A 17,442-nucleotide genomic window follows, 5' to 3' on the forward strand; every position below is an offset into this window, starting at 1 on the left:
GTTCCCATTTGAAGATTTAGACAATTAAAAGGAACCTTGTAATTACATGAATTACAGGTTCCTTTTTTTGTTCCATATATTGGGTAAATGAAACTATATTCAAATCAAATGACTTATGTTAAAATGAAGTCGAATTTGTGAATAATTTGTGATATTTATGAAATATATATGTTATTATGTCGAATAATATCGAATTAACGCCTAAAAGACGGAGGTCAACCTAATGATTTTCAAGAGAATGGGGAGCAGGGTCAAACAATCGTTCGCTAAGGTAGGGCGCTTTATTACCGGCAGCAAGAAGAAGTTGTTAAGCTTTAACCGCAAACAACTGTTGTTAGTCGGTTTAGGCGGTGTTGTAGCGATTTCTCTGCTAACTGGGGTGGCTTTAAAGGTAACATCGACGCCACAATTCTGTAGCAGCTGCCATGAAATGTCCCCAGAATACGCTACTTGGGAAACCAGTTCTCATTCTAAGATTGCATGTGTCACTTGTCACATAGAACCGGGTGCCGTGAGTTTGGTTACGCATAAGATGAGTTCGCTTAAACAATTATATTTACATCTTACGGGGAAAATCCCAGAAACAATCGTTATGCCTGACCCGATAAAAAATGAAGTGTGCGAAGAATGTCATAGTACTGCGCGTAAAGTGACGGCATCGGGGGATATCATCATTCCTCATGACAAACATCTCCAACAAGGGATTGCTTGTGTAGCCTGTCACGCTGGTGTGGTTCACGGTTATGTTGTCGAACGGGGTTTAACGGCGAAAAAAGATGATTCGACTTGGACGGCAACTAAAGCCGAAACAGTAAGCACCTTTGATGATACAAAACTGGCAATGGAAGTATGCCTTAACTGTCACGAACAAGTAAACGAAGGGAAGAAGCCCTGGTTAGAGAACCAAGGCCAAGGGCAGACGGAAAAGCAGCGAGCGGAGGAACAGGGACAACTGAAACAAGTGGCAGCCAATGCTACCGGTAAGCTTTCTGAGCCCGCCCAATCCGTAACGCCCACCAATATCAGCGGATTGCACCCTCCCATGAATTGCAGTGCGTGTCACACAGCAATCAAGACCCCTGATTCTCATCAAAAGGACGATTGGAAAACAACTCACGGAATTACTGCCAGCCAAGATGTCACTTATTGTGCATCCTGCCATTCACGGGAAAAAGAGCGTGTTCTGGTTACCAAGAATACCAAGGTACAAGATTATGCTCGTAGCAACACATTTTGCGCAGATTGTCATGCCAAGCGGCCTGAAGGGCACTTAGCCGGCAAAGAAGAATGGTTGCCGGCCCATCCTGTGGTCATACAGTCTAAAGGATCTGACGGTTGTCTAACTTGTCATGATATTGACAAGCCAACCCCTCAGCCTCAATCACCACAAAACCAGCTTCCAGGACAAGCGCTTTCTAGTCCTAACCCGGTTAACTGTAATCAATGTCACTGGTTCAAAAACAATAAGGTCAACTAAAGTTGGATTATAACGTTAATAGGTTAAAACCCACTAAAGATTATTAATGAGCAGTGTAAGAGGCTATCTTCTACCGGTAGAGATCAGATATCCGGTTCGTAGTGAGGTCTGCTTACACTGCCATATTTTCTCCTGTACTACGAAACGTTTTTTGCGCACCAGATTGTGAAGTTTGCAACAATGCGTCATGAATTTAACCAGGATTGACCGGAGTAATGTTATATACCCCAGTAATAGTGGAGAGGAGGGCTGCGTTATAAGCGTCAAATTGTTTAAAACCAAGAAGAAATTTTTACTAATTGTTCTTTTTATACTAGTTGGCTTAGCAGCCCTCTTCTGGGGAACATTTCAGAAGACATCCGAGACTTCTTATTGTTCATCGTGTCATCTAATGAAACCTGAATTTTATACCTTGCAAGCTTCATCGCACAGTCAGTTAGAATGCGTTGCCTGCCATGTTGAGCCGGGTATCATGACCAAAGTCAAGTATAAGCTTATTACCGTAGAGGAGCTGTTTGCCACTCTTACGGGTAATTATGGGATTGCGATTACATCGACAACACCGATCCCAGATGCAACATGTACTCAATGTCATGACATGAATACACGGAAGGTGACTCCTTCCGGAGATCTTATTATCCCGCATAGCAACCACACCCAAGCGGGGGTCAGTTGTACTGAATGCCATACTGGGGTTGCTCATGGAAATATAGCAGAGAAACGGGCGACCTTCGTAACAGATTACGGAAAATGGGACGAATCAACAGGAAAAAACTTCATGTCAGATGTGTCAAGTATTCGACCGAACATGGATGTCTGTATAAATTGCCATAAAGTACGAAACGAACCCTTAAATTGTAGTGCTTGTCACACAACCTCGATGACCCCGAGTTCGCATAAGGCTGAAACCTTTATTAACGGGGGACATGGAGAACTGGCAAGCAAGGATATTAAGAGTTGCGATTCATGTCACTCCTATATGAGTAAGGAGCCAGTAGCAGTTTCCAAAGAGAATGATGGTGCTTTTCAACAGTTTCTTGCTAAGGACAATGGAAAGTCGTCGATCATATCAGCAAGTGACTATGCCAAAGCTAACACGTTCTGTAAGGATTGTCACCAAAAACGTCCTCCAAGTCATATAGAAGATTTCAAGCAGACTCATGGGGGTTTGGCGGAGCAAAATAAAGATAGGTGTTTTACCTGTCATGACAACAATCCACGAGGGGATTCCCCGGTAACGAAGGTTACTTGTGCTTCCTGTCACCCGTCGATTCACAATAAAATTCCCTGGCAACGGAGCCATCCAGTTCCCTTACCGGAAAAACCGCAAGTAACTGAGTTCTGTTATACCTGTCACAGCGAAAATACGTGCGGGAAATGTCATTCATCAAGTAAAAAATAAAATTGAACCTTTTAAAAATTGGGAGGAATCAAAATGATTGAAAATAACTTGGTTTTAAATAATAAAGTTGGAACCATCAGGGTACAACAGCCGCCTTCTATTAAGTCTCCTAAATCTCGAAAGGATAGCTTCACACCTTTGACCAGCGCAATTTTAATTCTCTTAACTCTGGTAGTAAGTGTAGGAGGATGGTACGGTGTCGGAAAATATTTCTTCTGGAGCGATCTTGACATGAAGAGAGTCAATGCCCAGTTGGAATTTTACAAACAAAAAGTGCAGACGGAACCTAATAACACCGAAGCAAGAGTAAATCTCGGATACACCTACTTCCTTAAGGGAAACGATGGTCAGGCGATTCAAGAATTTAACCAAGTATTAGTTATTGATCCTAAGGATTTCGATGCCTATTACAACTTAAGCTTGGTTTTGATTAAAGAAAAAAGATACAACGAGGCCTTACAAAAGTTAAGTAAAGCAGGTGAACTTTCACCTCGGGACTACAAGGTGCCTTTCCAAAAGGGGATAGTCTATCGAAACCTGAAAATGTATAAAGAAGCGACAGATTCGTTAAGTCAAGCTAATAAGCTGATGCCGGCAAATACCGATATTATCTATGAGATTGGTATGGTAGCAGAAGCTCAAGGGCAAAAAGATGAAGCTACCCAGATCTACAAACAAGTTCTCTCGTACGATCCACTTTACAAACCCGCCATCGCAGCTTTAGAGCGTCTCAAGTAATAGGGATGGAGTGAGATAATGAAAAAAAATAAAGTGTATTTTAGTATGTTAGCAACATTTGTTCTAGTAACCACAGTGTTTTGCTATTTCTTCCTATGGAAAGACACCAACTTATCGGCGCAGGTTCAGAAGGTGGTCAATAGTAAGGCTCAACCAGTCTTTAGCGAGATGATCTACGGCGGTTTCGGTGACGACGCCCTCAACAAACCCATGGATGTTGCTGTAATAGACCAATTTATCTATGTAACAGACACTAATAATAAACGAGTTCAGGTCTTTGACCTAGGGGGAACACCTTTCTTCAAATTTGGCAAAGAAGGGACAGGAAAAGGAGAATTTAAATTTCCTTATGGGATTGCTGGGGATAAACAAGGCCAAGTTTATGTTTCCGATCTCTACAATGGTTGTATCTCCGTATTTGATAGCAAAGGGAAATTTATAAAGTATTTTGCTGAGAAGGGTCCCAATGAAAAGATCATCGAAGCACCTGGTAGTCTGAGGATTTTCGGTGACAAACTTTATGTTACAGATATCAAGAAAAGTAAAGTGCTTGTCTTCGATCTAGAAGGAAAGCTTCTCAAGGAAATTGGAGGGCTAGGCCAGAAAGCAGGGCAGTTTCAGGCACCAAACGCGCTTACGGTCGATAAAGACGGCAACCTGTATGTAGTGGATACTGGCAATCAAAGAGTACAGGTCTTTGACAAAGATTACAAATATGTACGCGCCATTAACGGGTCTGCAAATGGCGTTGGTGATTCTATATTCGTGAACCCCCGAGGGATTGGGATTGACTCCCGAGGTATCCTCTACGTTGTAAGTAATCTTACCCATTTTGTCTATGGGTTTGATATTAGTGACAAGTCTGACAAGAAACTTTTTACTTTTGGTGGCAACGGGGAATCCAATACACAGTTTTCTCTGCCGAACGGACTCTTTGTAGACGAAAACGACAACGTCTACATTACCGATTCCTCGAACCAGAGAGTAGCTGTGTATAAGTAATATGGATTCATCAATGGGATTATCGAGAGGGGGGGTCCTATAGGCAAGGCTAGATAAGGCATATAGGAAGAAGGAAATTGTTCTGCGCAAAAAGAAGGAGGGTAACAGATTAGATGAAGAAAAGATTTTTAGGCTCCGTACTTGGGCTCACTATGGTATTATCATTATCCATAGTAGGCGTAGCTTTCGCAGCCAATACTAGTGGTGATGGCACTAACACCGCTGGAGGAACTTATCCTATTCAATATCCTGTTGGTGATCAGGTACCGGGAAATGATCTCACAACTACTATTTCCACGACAGACGCCGCTCATGACAATGGTCTATTTAATGCCAACCAAACTGGGGTAGGTGTAGGAACTAATGATAGTACAACAGCCACTTCAGTAGCTAAAGTCAAACCTAATGAGAGAGTTCACGGGGAGTACCAAAACAACACTGACTCCTGTGCAAGCTGTCACCAAACACACACCGCGGCAGGAGATAACTTACTCTTTAAAGATGGTGTGTATGATACCTGTATTGCCTGTCATGATGGTACACTTGGCGTCTTAAACGTTTTTGATGGTTCTACAGCTGGAACCTTTGGTGGCAACAAGGCCGGAAACGCATCAATGCATTTATCGACAGGTGCTATGGAAACCAAAGCGGCGCCTGGTGGTAACCATCAGGATACAAGCGCAAATGTCGATGGAGGAACAGGCTGGAACTCAGAATTCAACTGTGCAAGCTGCCATTCTCCACACGGTTCATACAGTGATCGTTTGCTTAACTACAACCCGAACGGTATCGGTAGCACTGATATGTATTTCGAAAAAACAGTTGGAACTTATTTAAATGCAGACGGAACTCCGTCTACTGGCAATGTTCCGGTAAAAAGCGGTGGTCTGAAATTAGTTGGGGGAACAGTATACACTACTTTGCCAGCGACTACTGCCGTACCCGTTGACGTCATTGCCTATAGAACGACGGCCGGAGATGCTTCTTTGGGAGCAAATCCTGTTTCCCAGGAAGCTTCAAGCGTTCCAGTTATTGTTTTGATGAAAAAAAGTGGTACAACTTGGGTTCGTGATATAACTCCATGGATTAATGACTCCGCGGGTAGTGGTAAGTATACAACATTTACCAACTTCTATGATACTAGCAAAGCGAAACTTTCATACTCTCCAAACCCCACCACAAGCACTGATCTAATCCTTAAGCTTGGATATGCATATGCTAAAGACGGTCTTGCAACCGGTCTTACTAAAGTTGCAACAGTAGACATTTCTCGAGCAGTCGTTGTTAAATTTGACTTCAGCTCAATTGATGAAGGAAACTTTAATGGTATACCAGTTAAACAAGTCGATATCAATAGCTACGCTAAGGCTGGGTATGGTGCGCAAATTGCTAATTTCTGTGCCGCTTGCCACACGGATTACCTTGCTAAATCCGGAACTCAAACAGGTGTATGGTCTCAAGCATTCCGTCACACCACAACTAGCGACACCTATACCTGCTTGAAGTGTCACTTCGCTCATGGTACAGACGCTACTGTAATGCTCGATTCCAAAGATCAATCAGTTGCAACATTGAGTGCGCCAGGAGGACAATTTGCCGGTGATGTGGCAGCCGCAACAAACTACATGCTCGATGTGAACCCATCTTCAGCTCTCAAACGTTACACGAACATGTCAGTTTGCTGGAAGTGCCATACCAGCTCCCACTCCGGAGACTTTATCAACAACGAATGGGTACAAGGAGGCGTCAGCTCCGGTGTTAATGCTTCTACTGAGTATAGCACTGGTGGTACAAACCTTCCTACTGGTTGGGTAGATCCTAATGCAACTACTCTCCCTTACGGTACTAAATAATTATAACCAAGAAGTAGAAATAAACGTCTAAACCAACAGAAACCACCTGCCTAGTGCAGGTGGTTTCTCTAAAAACCCCCTAACTAGATTTGAGGCAGACCTCTTATTCGGTTAAATAATTACATGGAGGGGTTATGTAATGGATAAACTAATCTGAAAGTACACCAGATACACGCGGACCGCTTAAGAAAAATTGTCCGCCTTGTACTGGGGAAGAAGGTTAAAGATATGGCTTTTTCACGATTCGCCCGATTCACACGGAAATTTTTTTCTAAGAAATACCGCTTAATTGCTGTTTTAATATTGTTGGTTGTTATCGGAATCGGAGGATACTGGTGGAAAGTTCATTCTCGCTTCCCGGTTGCTCCCTTAACTGCTGAAACTGTAAAAGCTGGTCTACCTCATTACCTATATACGATTGATGGAAGAAATAATTCATACAATCCCGCCAATTCGGGCAATTCACTCAAGGGTCCGTTAGCTGTCGCAGTTTCCGCTGACCGTGTCTTTGTAGCGGATACTGGACACTCGCAGGTACAGGTCTATAGCCGTAATGGTAAATGGGTCGCTACTTGGGGATATGGGAAGTTGAATTATCCCTTTGCACTCACTTTCAGTAATAATATGCTATATGTTGCTGATTCCAACTTAATGGAACTCTTTGTTTTTGATGCTAAAGGTAATGAGCAGAAGCCGCTGCTAAATAAGCAAAGGTTGCAATTAACGACTGGTAAACAGGGTGAAATTATTCGTCCGACAGCAGTTCAGGTCGGGGCTAATAACCTTATGTATGTGGCGGATGTGGGCAATCAGGTGGTGTTAGTCATGGATACTAGCGGAAAAATTCTGCGATATTTTGGTGGAGCAGGGACGACAGCCGGTAAATTTCAATATCCTAATGCCTTATACGTAGGGAAAAATGACACGGTTTATGTGTCAGACTCTAATAACGGCCGGATTCAGATCTTTGATCAGCAAGGACATTTTTTGTCTAAGATTACTGGATCACAAGGGAAAAATGGTCCGCTGGCTTTGCCAAGAGGTTTGGCAGTCACCGATTCAGGTTTTGTTTTGGTTGTCGATGTTTTTATGCATAGTGTTAGAGCTTATGATGAGACTGGTTCTGAGTTATGGACCTTCGGTGGGATGGGCAGTGGTAACGGGCAGTTTAACTTCCCTAATGGACTATGCGTTGATACTGACGGAAGAATTTATATAACTGATCGAGAAAATAACCGGGTGCAGGTTTTCGGCTACTAAGGATAGAAAACCTACGCCTCTTTCATAAATTTTGAACAGAGTATTGTAACAGGTTATTGTAACAGGTTATCTATTGGCTTTTGAGTGAAAGAAGAACGCATGCGTCCAAAGGGCATTATTTATTCAAAAAGGTCGTGGTAAATAATGGGTATCTTTTCAAAGCTCTGTCTGGGAATTCTCTTTTTTGCTGTTTTTATATGTCTGTCTTCCTCTTGGTCCAATCAAGTAGTTAGAGCCGATGTTTTACAAGGCATCAACAATGTCTCAGTCGACATTGCGGCACCGGAAAACCAGCCGCTTAATACGAGTCGGATCTCACTAGCTTGGCCAGCGGTGTCGCCAGTCAACGGTGGAGTTATTAGCTACGATATTGAAAAGAGTACCGACGGTGGATTAACGTTTGTGTTGTTGGCTAATATTACTGCAGCAAACTGGACAGATAATAATGTTGGTCAAGGGGTGCCGAATTATACTAACATCATATATCGCCTCCGGAGCAAAGAGACCGTGGGAGAAACTACTACAATCAGCGCTTATAGCAGGCCGGTTAATGTCTTCCCTCCGGACATTAATGTTCATGACAACTATATGAGTAATACGAATCTCTGTAAGACGTGTCATATTACGCACAATGGAAAAACAGAACAACTCCTCAATGTGCCGACGGCATCAGCCTTATGTCTTACTTGCCATGAGGGGTTAACAAATTCCAAATATGATGTGGTCAATGGCTATACTAAGACTGCAGATGGTGTTGCACGTTCTTTAGGTGGATCGTTTGGGCATAATGGAATTGATGGAGATGTTTGGGCAGGTGGGTCAACGACATCTACCCATAACGTCGATGAGACTACGGCTGTTTCAGCACCGGGTGGGATGAACGCCAGTCAACCTATGGGTTGTACAACTTGCCACAGTGGGCATGCTACGGGTAACTACCGCATGCTGAGAAATACTATTTCTGTTCCTAGTGCGCCGAATATCTTGACTCCAGTCAATGTTAGTGTGGTTGCGGGCGCCAAGGCTAACGATCCAAGTTCAGGTGAGACTCCAGTGTATATCTCCGGGATAGAAAGTCTTTGCCAGAGTTGTCACTCTGACTATACTGCCGCTGCTGGAGCTGGTGGGAGTGGCCCAGCGGCACCGACCGCATCACAGTATAGTACGCCCGGAGTGTATCGCCATCCTGTAAATATTGCACCAGCTGATAAATCTTTAACGACAACGCTGCCTCTGGAAGGAACAGCCAGGGACAATACGGATAAAATGACGTGTCTTACTTGCCACTATTCCCATGGTTCAACGGTTAAAGATGCTAATGTTTCTACCGTAGTGACAGGTGATGGAACAAGCCTTCAAACGACCGTATCAACTGATTTAAAAAGAATGGATGGCATGAAGGTGTGTGAAGACTGCCATAAAAAATGAGGATTATTATAAGAGCAATTATGAAGCAAAAATACTGGCCCTGTTAGTGAGAGGGGGGAATGAAGTGAGCGCTAAAAATTATTTTAGCATTACCTTAATTACAACTCTAATAATTATTCTAATTAACTCTCCTTCTCCTGTCTATGCGACATCGGGAACAGCAACCGTAATCTCCACTCTCCCAGCCTCTGGACAAACGCAGGTAGACCCTGAGAGCGCTATTTATGTTACGTTTGACCTGGCCATGGATCCAGCAACCTTTACACCGGCAAATTGCAAGTTAACAGTTAAAAATTCTACACAACAAGTTAATCTATTAAGTATTCACTATGAGGCTACAAACCCTACGAATACTAACCCGTCGAATCCTATAGCTGTGCTGATTCCAGCAGCTCCACTCAAGTTATCGACAGATTATCAGGTCATTCTAACAACGGGTGTACAGGATAGTAATAATACTCCTTTGGTTCAAGATTATACTTGGTCCTTTAAAACGGCTGATTCTCCGCAAGCTGTAGTTCCTTCCGTTATTTTGACGACGCCATTGCCTGGGGATTCTATGGTTAGCTTGAGCAAGCTCATTCAAGCTAGTTTTAATCATGATATGGACTCAAGAACTATTAATAATTCTACCTTTGTCCTTAAAGATTCAGTGGGCAATCCAGTAGCTGCACAAAGCATTTCATATGACCTACAAACTCGAACGGCTAAATTTACACCAACGACAAATCTAAAACCCAATGAAAACTATCAAGTGATGATTACCAAAGATGTTAAAGAAACAAATAAAGATATAAATGGAAATGAAATACCGCTAGCCCAGGATTTCAATTGGTCATTCACAACCGGTACGACCCCTTATTTTAGTCCGCATGGTAACTACATCGCCAATAGTGCTGCCTGCAAATCTTGTCATCAAACCCACACAGCTGAAGGCAAGGGACTTCTAAACAAAAGTACCCAGACCCAAGTATGTTATACCTGTCATGATGGTTCTGGAAGCAGTACTAACATCAGGCAAATAATGAATCCATCCATAGAGTCGCTCAGCAAGACTCAAAGTTATCATCCGATTATGGATACCGGAAACCCTAACGTTCCAAGTACACTGCAGTGTACAGATTGCCATAATCCGCATGGTGATCAAAATAAGCAGGGAGAGGATTATCCAAACTTACTTCGTGCTTCAGACGGCACGACGACCGCTTATCAAGGGGTCGACTTCTGTATCGTCTGCCATAACTCAAAGGATTCCAAGGGATGGGATAAATCTGCTTTTAAGTCATCAATTCATTATGATCAGGGAATTGATTGCAGTACTTGTCATGCCTCACACAGTTCAGCTAATCCAAATTTGAACGTCCAATCAGCTAATAATCAATGTTTGAGTTGCCATACAACTGTCAAGATTGACTTTTCACAAACGTATCGCCACCAGGCTGAGTGTGCCAATTGTCATGACCCTCATACACTCACAACTGGTAATATTACATTAAGTCCAGGCAATGAGTTGTGTTTTAAATGTCATGCCTCAACCCAATATGGAACTCCGAGTCAATCAGATAATACCTCTTCTGGTTTCTCGAACGCTTTGCAACCAAATCTCCATAACTTTTCAGGCAGTTCTGGAGGGCATGTGGGACTTGATTGTTCTTCATGTCATGTATTAGTATCCCATGGATATTTCAGGAAAGGGTTGGTCGGCTCTACCAATGATAATAATCCTTTAGTTGGTGAAAACAACAAGATTACAGACATTGATAGTGGCGCAGAGACTGGTCTGTGGCAGCATGTCTCATGTACAACGTCTTGTCACATACCTGAACCTGTAAACGAGCCAATTTATGATTCTGGAGCGTGAGATAGTTGCTCTGTCACATGTGTTTTATAAGAAAAATTTAGCTTTTAGGGCAAAGCTGTTGAAAACAGCGATTTTTTCAATGAGTCAGTTCTGATTTTTTAAGAGGACTACCCTTACCAAAGTGTAGCCTCTTTCTATATGTCTTTAAAATTAATGAATAAATTATTAAAATGAATGCATTCATGGGGCTGTTGTCATTGACACTCTCAGTACTTGTAAATATAATAAAAATGAACATATTCAGTATTTGAGTTCGTTCATATTCTTGGGAGAAAAAAATCTTCGGGTGGTGGTAAAATGCAGCAAGAAATTAGTAGACGTGAGAGGAAAAAATTAAAGACCAAAAAGACTATCTCTGAAATGTCTTTAAAATTATTTTACAAAAAAGGACTAAATGAAACGACTGTAGCAGAGATAATGGAGGAAGCAGACCTTGGAACGGGTACTTTTTATAATTACTTCGAGTCCAAGGAAGCGATTCTGAAATACTGCCTTGCTGAAAGAGTTGCCAATGCTCAACAAACCCTTGAAGATATTTATACTTCAGGTGCTAACGCAACCAAAAAAATATCCCAAATGCTACAAGTCGTAGGAAAAACCTATGAAGAAAACCAGCCACTAATAGGTTTATATATGAACTTTTACCGAAATAGTGAAAATGTTGATAGAAAGGCACCTCATGGTCTTAGATTTAAAGAGATCCTATCCAGTATCATCTTAGAAGGACAAGCTAATAATGAGCTCAGGCGAGACATCCCCCCTTCTATAATTAATGAGATGTTTTCAGGAATTCTTCAGTCTACAATGGGCAGTAACCTGGAACTTCCCTTTATGGAAAATATCAATCATAAACTTTCTTTACTCTTAGAAGGTGTTATTAAGAAGTAAGAGGCTAGTTAAGGGTATTGATTGAATATCGCATATAACGATAAAGTTGTGCAAATAATACAACGATAGGTCTTAGACTTAGGAGGGCAAATGATGGTTGAAGATTCGAAGAGTTTAACAGACCGGCTCTGGGGAGCCTTTAGTTCAATGAAGCTCGGGCTAGCCTTGTTGGGCATTATTGCTTTTGTCGCAGGAATAGGAACATTAATACCCCAGACCGAGCAAGATCCTGAAAAAGCTAAAGCTGTGGGCCAACTATGGCAAACGATGGGGTTTACACATCTTTATAATACCTTTTGGTTTCGCTTGTTGTTGGGCTTTTTATGTATCAATCTCATTGTGTGTAGTCTTCAGCGACTGGGTGGTATTTATCGTCGGACGTTTAAACTAACGCCGCCATCTAATCTGGCCCGAGTTCCGCAAAAAACGAGAAAAGTGGTTCAAGGTGAGTTGGTCCCATTGCGGGAATCGGTCCAGGAAGTCTTAAAACAAAAAGGATATCGTTTGACGCTTAACGACCAAGGCAATTCTTGGAGTTTCATTGCCGTAAAACGTCGCTTAGGGAACTGGGGATCGTTCATCACCCATCTTTCGTTTGTAGTTTTAGTCATTGGAGCCTTGTTAGGTTCTATCTTAGGATTTAAAGGATACTTCATGGCGGGGGCTGGTAATACTCTCTCGATTCAAGCAATTCAGCTATCCAAGGGGCAGGTCACAGATACATTTAGTGTTCGCATTAATTCTGCTGAGGATCGGATGTTGCCTAACGGTGAACGCGATAATTGGTATACGGATATGAGCATTCTAGAAAATGGACAAGAAGTGGCAAGAAAGACCTTGTCGGTGAACCATCCCTTTGCTTATAAGGGAGTTACCTTCTATCAAGCGAATTTTGCCAATGGTGCCAGCTTTACGGCAGATATGAATGGTCAAAAAACTCCGGTCATTTTACAGGATCAGGGACAGGGTTATTATCAGGCGCCAGGAACTGACCTATATCTCGTAACCGCAATTGATCCGAGTTCGTCTTCACAAAAGGCAGACGTTCTTTTTCAAATATATAAAGGTAGCGGAGCAGACCCGATCCAATCTGGAAAGCTTTCGTCCGGGCAAACGGTCGATGTGCAAGGAAAATATAAATTAACGTTTAATGGTTTAGCCGGATTTACCGGGTTACAAGTCAAGAAGGATCCGGGTGTTGCTGTTATTTGGCTAGGTTGTGGGCTGTTGCTGGGAGGATTACTGCTTTCCTTTTACTGGCAACCCGTGGTTCTTTCGGGGATTCTTCAATCCGAAAACGAAATAAAAGGAACCTTAACAGTGGGAGTTTTATCTGGTAAGGCGACAGTTAGTACCCGCGAAGCTTTAGAACAATTTGTTAGTTCTGTCACAAAAATGTTGAGATAACGAGGAGGGTACGGTATGTTAGAGAGCCTCGAAACAAGTATGTTTTATATTTTAGTAATGGCTTGTACCTTATGTATGGTGTTGTACTGGGTTTGGTTAGGCACTAAAAAAGAATTTGTTGGGCGTTTAGCAACGTCTCTTACGATCATTGCAGTAATCGCCAGCACTGTTGCCATCATCCTTAGGATGATCACGTCAGGTCATCCGCCACTTTCCAATGGCTATGAATTCCTCTTGACGTTTTGTTTGGGAATTATGGCTGTTTATCTGTACGCTGAATTTCGCTATAAACTCAGGTCCCTTGGCGCCTTTGTTATGCCTATTCCTTTCCTGCTTTTGATGTTCATTATTATGAGTATGGGGCCTGAAGAAAGAATTGCTCAAGCCGTGCCTCCAGCACTGAAGAGCCAATGGCTCACATTTCATGTGATCACGGCAATGTTTGCCTACGGTGCCTTTGCTGTATCTTTCGGGTTGGGGATTATGTATCTGCTTAAACTTAGTAAAGAAGACACCGGAAAAAAAGCCAGCCCGCAGGGGATTGTCTCGCGTTTCCCTGCGTTAGAAATACTAGATGAACTGGCCTATAAAGTTGTTGGATTTGCCTTCCCGCTTTTGACGCTCTGCATTATTACCGGCGCAATATGGGCAAATTATGCTTGGGGAACCTACTGGTCTTGGGACCCCAAAGAAACCTGGTCTTTGATCACCTGGATTATTTATGCAGGTTACTTGCATGCTCGGTTGATGTATGGCTGGAAAGGAAAAAGAGCTGCGTGGATGGCTGTCTTTGGTTTCGCAGCAGTATTATTTACGTTCTTTGGAGTTAACTACTTCTTACCAGGATTACACTCATACGCCCAATAATTTAAATTTGGCAGAACAGGTAGTATTTATTTATTAATTTATAACCAGGTAGATATTTTAATTATAATAGGGAAAATGTTAGAATAATGAGTCGAACAAGTATGAAAGTTAGAGAAGGTGACTATTTTTCATGCCAAAGTATTATCCCTTATTTATGGATGTAGAAGCTCAGCCAGTTTTGGTTGTTGGGGGTGGAAGTATAGCTTTAAGAAAAGTTCAGACCCTCATGGATCATGGGGCCAAAGTTCATATTGTCTCCCCACAGCTCATTCCGGAATTGAAGGCACTGATCAATGATAATTCTTGTCTTTGGTCAGAAAAGGAATACTCGATAGATGATATTCAAGAGGCTATCTTAGTTTTTTCATGTACTGAAAAAGAGGAAGTTAATGCTAAAGTGTCCAGCGATGCTAAAGCCCTCCATCGACCAGTCAATGTCGTTGATGATCCTGAAAAATGTAGTTTTATTGTTCCGTCGATCATGGAACAAGGCGATTTGAAAATTGCTGTATCCACTGGAGGCAGCAGTCCCATTGTAGCCAGGCAAGTCCGCGCAGAGCTGCAAGCTCAATATGGCCAAGAAATGGCAGAATATCTTACTCTACTGAAAACTTGGCGAAATAAAGCTAAGTTTAGCTTGTCGCCTGAAAAAAGAAGTATCTTTTGGGGTAGGGCCACAGACGGCGAAGTGAGGAAACTCATCAAGAACCAGCAATTAACTGAAGCAGAAGGAGTGGTTGAGAAGTGTTTCCTGTCGCTATTGGATTAAATCATCGAAGTGCGCCAGTCGAAATTCGAGAAAAAATGAGCTTTCATCCCTCCCAAATGCCCCATATTTTAAGAGAACTTAAAAGTTATCCGGGACTCGAAGGAGTTGTGATTCTTAGCACCTGTAACCGAACTGAGGTTTATGCGGCAACAACAGATGTTGAAATTGGGATTCGTTCTATTAAGGATTTTCTCGCTAACCACCATAGAGTCGAAGAAAAAGCATTTGAACAGTACTTGCATGTTCATACCCTATATGAAGCTGTGCGTCACTTGTTTCGTGTAGTTTCTGGCTTAGATTCAATGGTTCGGGGCGAGACTCAAATCCTTGGACAGGTTGGTAATGCTTATCAACAAGCGAATGACGCAGAGGTCACGAACAAGACAATCAATGTGCTTTTTCAGACGGCTTTAGCGGTGGGTAAACGCGTACGCACGGATACATTGATTGACCAGCACCCTGTTTCCATTAGTTATACGGCGGTAGAACTTGCTAAACAACATTTTGGCGAACTCCGTGGCAAAGGAATTTTAATTATGGGCGCCGGAGAAATGAGCACCCTGACCGCTAAACACTTGGTTGCCGCAGGGGCTACAACTGTCTTGGTGTCTAACCGCTCTTATGAAAAAGCCGTTAAATTGGCAGAGGAATGTTCTGGACAAGCAGTACGTTTTGATGATATGGATCAGCACCTTGAGGAAGTGGATATTGTAATTTCGGCAACGGCTTCGACCCATTTTGTCCTCCTACCGGAACGCATGCAGGAGATCATGACCAAGCGAAAGGGATGTCCAATGCTGCTCATTGATATTGCGGTACCGCGTGATATTCACCCGGATGTGGGGGGGATTCCTCACATAACGTTATTCGATATTGATGATTTGCGCGGGGTTGTTGACCGCCATCATCAAGAACGTGAAGTAGCAGCTGCCAACGCAGAAAAGATAGTTGAAGAAGAAATGCTCCTGTTCCTCAAATGGCATAATTCCTTATCGGTTGTCCCAACAATTTTAGCTTTACAAGAAAAAGGGAAAACGATAAAAGATGCGCTGCTTAATCGTGCACTCGAGCGTTTAAGAGGGTTGACACCGAATCAAGAAAAAATCGTTTCCTCAATGGCTAATTCCATCGTTAACCATCTCTTGCATTTACCCATTACGAACCTCAAAGAGTATGCCAATACAAGCCAAGGCCATCTCTACACTGAAATCTTGCAAAACCTGTTTGATTTGGATGTTGGAGAAGAGGCTAAAGGACATATTTTGAAAGTCAATGAAACTTCGGGGCAAGTGCACCATCATAGGAGGGCAGAATGAAGAATAATATCCGTATTGGAACTCGGGACAGCCAATTAGCAATGTGGCAAGCCGAGTGGGTACAAAGTCAACTAACTATGTTTTATCCGCAACTTAAGTTTGAACTTGTCCCTATGAAAACCAAAGGGGATAAGATTTTAGATGTTCCCCTTTCTAGAATTGGAGATAAAGGTTTATTTACTAAGGAACTGGAACACGGACTTATAAATAATGAACTTGACATGGCTGTTCATAGCCTTAAAGATATGCCAACCTTATTACCAACAGGGTTAATGATAAGTGCTTATTGTGAACGGGAGGAACCAAGGGACGTTTATTTAAGTAAAAGTGGAATCCGTCTTGAGGAATTGCCTTCAGGGTCGATCATCGGTACAAGTAGCCTGCGCCGGAAATCGCAACTAAAACACTATCGACCGGATCTTAACTTTATGGATCTGCGCGGGAATCTTCAAACGCGTTGGAAAAAGTTGCTTGAGTCCGACATGGAGGGAATTGTTCTTGCCGCAGCCGGTGTGAAACGGCTGGGTTGGGAAGAACGAATCACTCAAATCCTGTCTGAAGACATGATGCTTTCGGCAGTTGGCCAAGGGTCAATAGCTATAGAAATTGGTGAAAATCGTTCGGACATCCATGAGCTGTTATCGCACTTGAATCATAGTGATACAGAACAAGCGGTATGTGCCGAGCGTGCATTAATGCGCAAACTTGAGGGTGGCTGTCAAGTCCCCATTGGAGCTTTAGCACAAGTTATGGAAGGCCAGATTATTCTGCGAGGGATGGTGGCAAGCTTAGACGGGGAGCGCTTGATCAAAGCGGAAGCCAAAGGTGTCGATCCTGATGAAGTGGGCCATGATGCTGCAGGTCGTCTGATTGCCCTAGGGGCCAACGACATACTAGCAGAAATACGATAGGGGACTTGTGTGACACAGCGTTCGGTGCTTACGACGCAGAGCAAACTAACAGTTCAAGCTCCTGTCTCTGGGGAGCGGGGTACCCGCCAAATGCGCCGTCCTTGGCGCATTGGCGGCAGCGCACGTCCTTGTGCGCTGCCCCGAGTTTTGGGTCGGTCGCTTTCACTGAGTTTGCTATTCTGTTTACGTAAAGACGTCACGCCTGTGTGACACTGCGTCCTGGGCTTAGAACGTGAGAACGAGGGAACGGGCGTGCAAGCGTA

Annotated in this window: 15 protein-coding genes; all 15 read left to right on the forward strand. The window is 42.9% G+C overall.

Annotated features, from left to right (window positions below; genetic code table 11):
* The first annotated feature begins 223 nt into the window (after positions 1-223).
* The 15 genes from DOT_RS16690 to DOT_RS29815 all read left to right on the forward strand — a co-directional run bounded on the left by DOT_RS16690 (position 224) and on the right by DOT_RS29815 (position 17,389).
* Positions 224-1,477, forward strand: coding sequence for a NapC/NirT family cytochrome c (locus DOT_RS16690; RefSeq protein ID WP_009621191.1), 1,254 nt, complete (start codon positions 224-226; stop codon positions 1,475-1,477).
* Positions 1,478-1,664: 187 nt separating this feature from the next.
* Positions 1,665-2,879: a NapC/NirT family cytochrome c gene (locus DOT_RS16695; protein ID WP_009621192.1), complete on the forward strand. Its 1,215-nt coding sequence runs from the start codon at positions 1,665-1,667 to the stop codon at positions 2,877-2,879.
* A gap of 33 nt (positions 2,880-2,912) precedes the next feature.
* Complete coding sequence (locus tag DOT_RS16700) at positions 2,913-3,617, forward strand: tetratricopeptide repeat protein (protein ID WP_009621193.1); 705 nt, start codon at positions 2,913-2,915, stop codon at positions 3,615-3,617.
* Positions 3,618-3,635: 18 nt separating this feature from the next.
* Positions 3,636-4,619, forward strand: coding sequence for a 6-bladed beta-propeller (locus DOT_RS16705; RefSeq protein ID WP_139024234.1), 984 nt, complete (start codon positions 3,636-3,638; stop codon positions 4,617-4,619).
* Between the two features lie 113 nt (positions 4,620-4,732).
* On the forward strand, positions 4,733-6,472 hold the full coding sequence (locus DOT_RS16710) for a cytochrome c3 family protein (RefSeq protein WP_009621195.1): 1,740 nt from the start codon (positions 4,733-4,735) through the stop codon (positions 6,470-6,472).
* Positions 6,473-6,700: 228 nt separating this feature from the next.
* A complete protein-coding gene (locus DOT_RS16715; protein WP_009621196.1) occupies positions 6,701-7,732 on the forward strand; it encodes a 6-bladed beta-propeller in 1,032 nt (343 codons plus the stop codon).
* A gap of 144 nt (positions 7,733-7,876) precedes the next feature.
* The gene (locus tag DOT_RS16720; RefSeq protein ID WP_009621197.1) at positions 7,877-9,160 is read left to right on the forward strand and encodes a cytochrome c3 family protein; all 1,284 of its coding nucleotides are present in this window, start codon (positions 7,877-7,879) and stop codon (positions 9,158-9,160) included.
* Between the two features lie 64 nt (positions 9,161-9,224).
* Positions 9,225-11,021 carry an Ig-like domain-containing protein gene (locus DOT_RS16725; protein WP_009621198.1) on the forward strand — a complete coding sequence of 599 codons (1,797 nt, stop codon included), beginning with the start codon at positions 9,225-9,227 and terminating at the stop codon, positions 11,019-11,021.
* Positions 11,022-11,318: 297 nt separating this feature from the next.
* Positions 11,319-11,909, forward strand: a complete 591-nt coding sequence (locus DOT_RS16730; RefSeq protein WP_009621199.1) for a TetR/AcrR family transcriptional regulator — start codon at positions 11,319-11,321, stop codon at positions 11,907-11,909.
* 93 nt (positions 11,910-12,002) lie between these two features.
* A complete protein-coding gene (locus tag DOT_RS16735; protein WP_040412553.1) occupies positions 12,003-13,316 on the forward strand; it encodes a cytochrome c biogenesis protein ResB in 1,314 nt (437 codons plus the stop codon).
* Between the two features lie 15 nt (positions 13,317-13,331).
* A complete protein-coding gene (ccsB, locus tag DOT_RS16740) occupies positions 13,332-14,183 on the forward strand; it encodes a c-type cytochrome biogenesis protein CcsB (RefSeq protein ID WP_009621201.1) in 852 nt (283 codons plus the stop codon).
* 130 nt (positions 14,184-14,313) lie between these two features.
* Positions 14,314-14,952: a bifunctional precorrin-2 dehydrogenase/sirohydrochlorin ferrochelatase gene (locus DOT_RS16745; protein WP_009621202.1), complete on the forward strand. Its 639-nt coding sequence runs from the start codon at positions 14,314-14,316 to the stop codon at positions 14,950-14,952.
* Positions 14,928-16,268, forward strand: coding sequence for a glutamyl-tRNA reductase (hemA, locus tag DOT_RS16750; RefSeq protein ID WP_009621203.1), 1,341 nt, complete (start codon positions 14,928-14,930; stop codon positions 16,266-16,268). The genes DOT_RS16745 and hemA overlap by 25 nt, the downstream gene beginning before the upstream one ends.
* On the forward strand, positions 16,265-17,179 hold the full coding sequence (gene hemC, locus DOT_RS16755) for a hydroxymethylbilane synthase (RefSeq protein ID WP_009621204.1): 915 nt from the start codon (positions 16,265-16,267) through the stop codon (positions 17,177-17,179). The genes hemA and hemC overlap by 4 nt, the downstream gene beginning before the upstream one ends.
* 9 nt (positions 17,180-17,188) lie before the next feature.
* On the forward strand, positions 17,189-17,389 hold the full coding sequence (locus tag DOT_RS29815) for a hypothetical protein (protein ID WP_139024235.1): 201 nt from the start codon (positions 17,189-17,191) through the stop codon (positions 17,387-17,389).
* Positions 17,390-17,442 lie beyond the last annotated feature (53 nt).

The sequence above is a fragment of the Desulfosporosinus sp. OT genome, from assembly GCF_000224515.1.
Classification (GTDB): domain Bacteria; phylum Bacillota; class Desulfitobacteriia; order Desulfitobacteriales; family Desulfitobacteriaceae; genus Desulfosporosinus.

Bases quoted from the DNA above. Each gene is read 5' to 3' on its own strand.
- DOT_RS16690 (WP_009621191.1), top strand. From the start codon at position 224: ATGATTTTCAAGAGAATGGGGAGCAGGGTCAAACAATCGTTCGCTAAG.
- DOT_RS16695 (WP_009621192.1), top strand. From the start codon at position 1,665: ATGAATTTAACCAGGATTGACCGGAGTAATGTTATATACCCCAGTAAT.
- DOT_RS16700 (WP_009621193.1), top strand. From the start codon at position 2,913: ATGATTGAAAATAACTTGGTTTTAAATAATAAAGTTGGAACCATCAGG.
- DOT_RS16705 (WP_139024234.1), top strand. From the start codon at position 3,636: ATGAAAAAAAATAAAGTGTATTTTAGTATGTTAGCAACATTTGTTCTA.
- DOT_RS16710 (WP_009621195.1), top strand. From the start codon at position 4,733: ATGAAGAAAAGATTTTTAGGCTCCGTACTTGGGCTCACTATGGTATTA.
- DOT_RS16715 (WP_009621196.1), top strand. From the start codon at position 6,701: ATGGCTTTTTCACGATTCGCCCGATTCACACGGAAATTTTTTTCTAAG.
- DOT_RS16720 (WP_009621197.1), top strand. From the start codon at position 7,877: ATGGGTATCTTTTCAAAGCTCTGTCTGGGAATTCTCTTTTTTGCTGTT.
- DOT_RS16730 (WP_009621199.1), top strand. From the start codon at position 11,319: ATGCAGCAAGAAATTAGTAGACGTGAGAGGAAAAAATTAAAGACCAAA.
- DOT_RS16735 (WP_040412553.1), top strand. From the start codon at position 12,003: ATGGTTGAAGATTCGAAGAGTTTAACAGACCGGCTCTGGGGAGCCTTT.
- ccsB (WP_009621201.1), top strand. From the start codon at position 13,332: ATGTTAGAGAGCCTCGAAACAAGTATGTTTTATATTTTAGTAATGGCT.
- DOT_RS16745 (WP_009621202.1), top strand. From the start codon at position 14,314: ATGCCAAAGTATTATCCCTTATTTATGGATGTAGAAGCTCAGCCAGTT.
- hemC (WP_009621204.1), top strand. From the start codon at position 16,265: ATGAAGAATAATATCCGTATTGGAACTCGGGACAGCCAATTAGCAATG.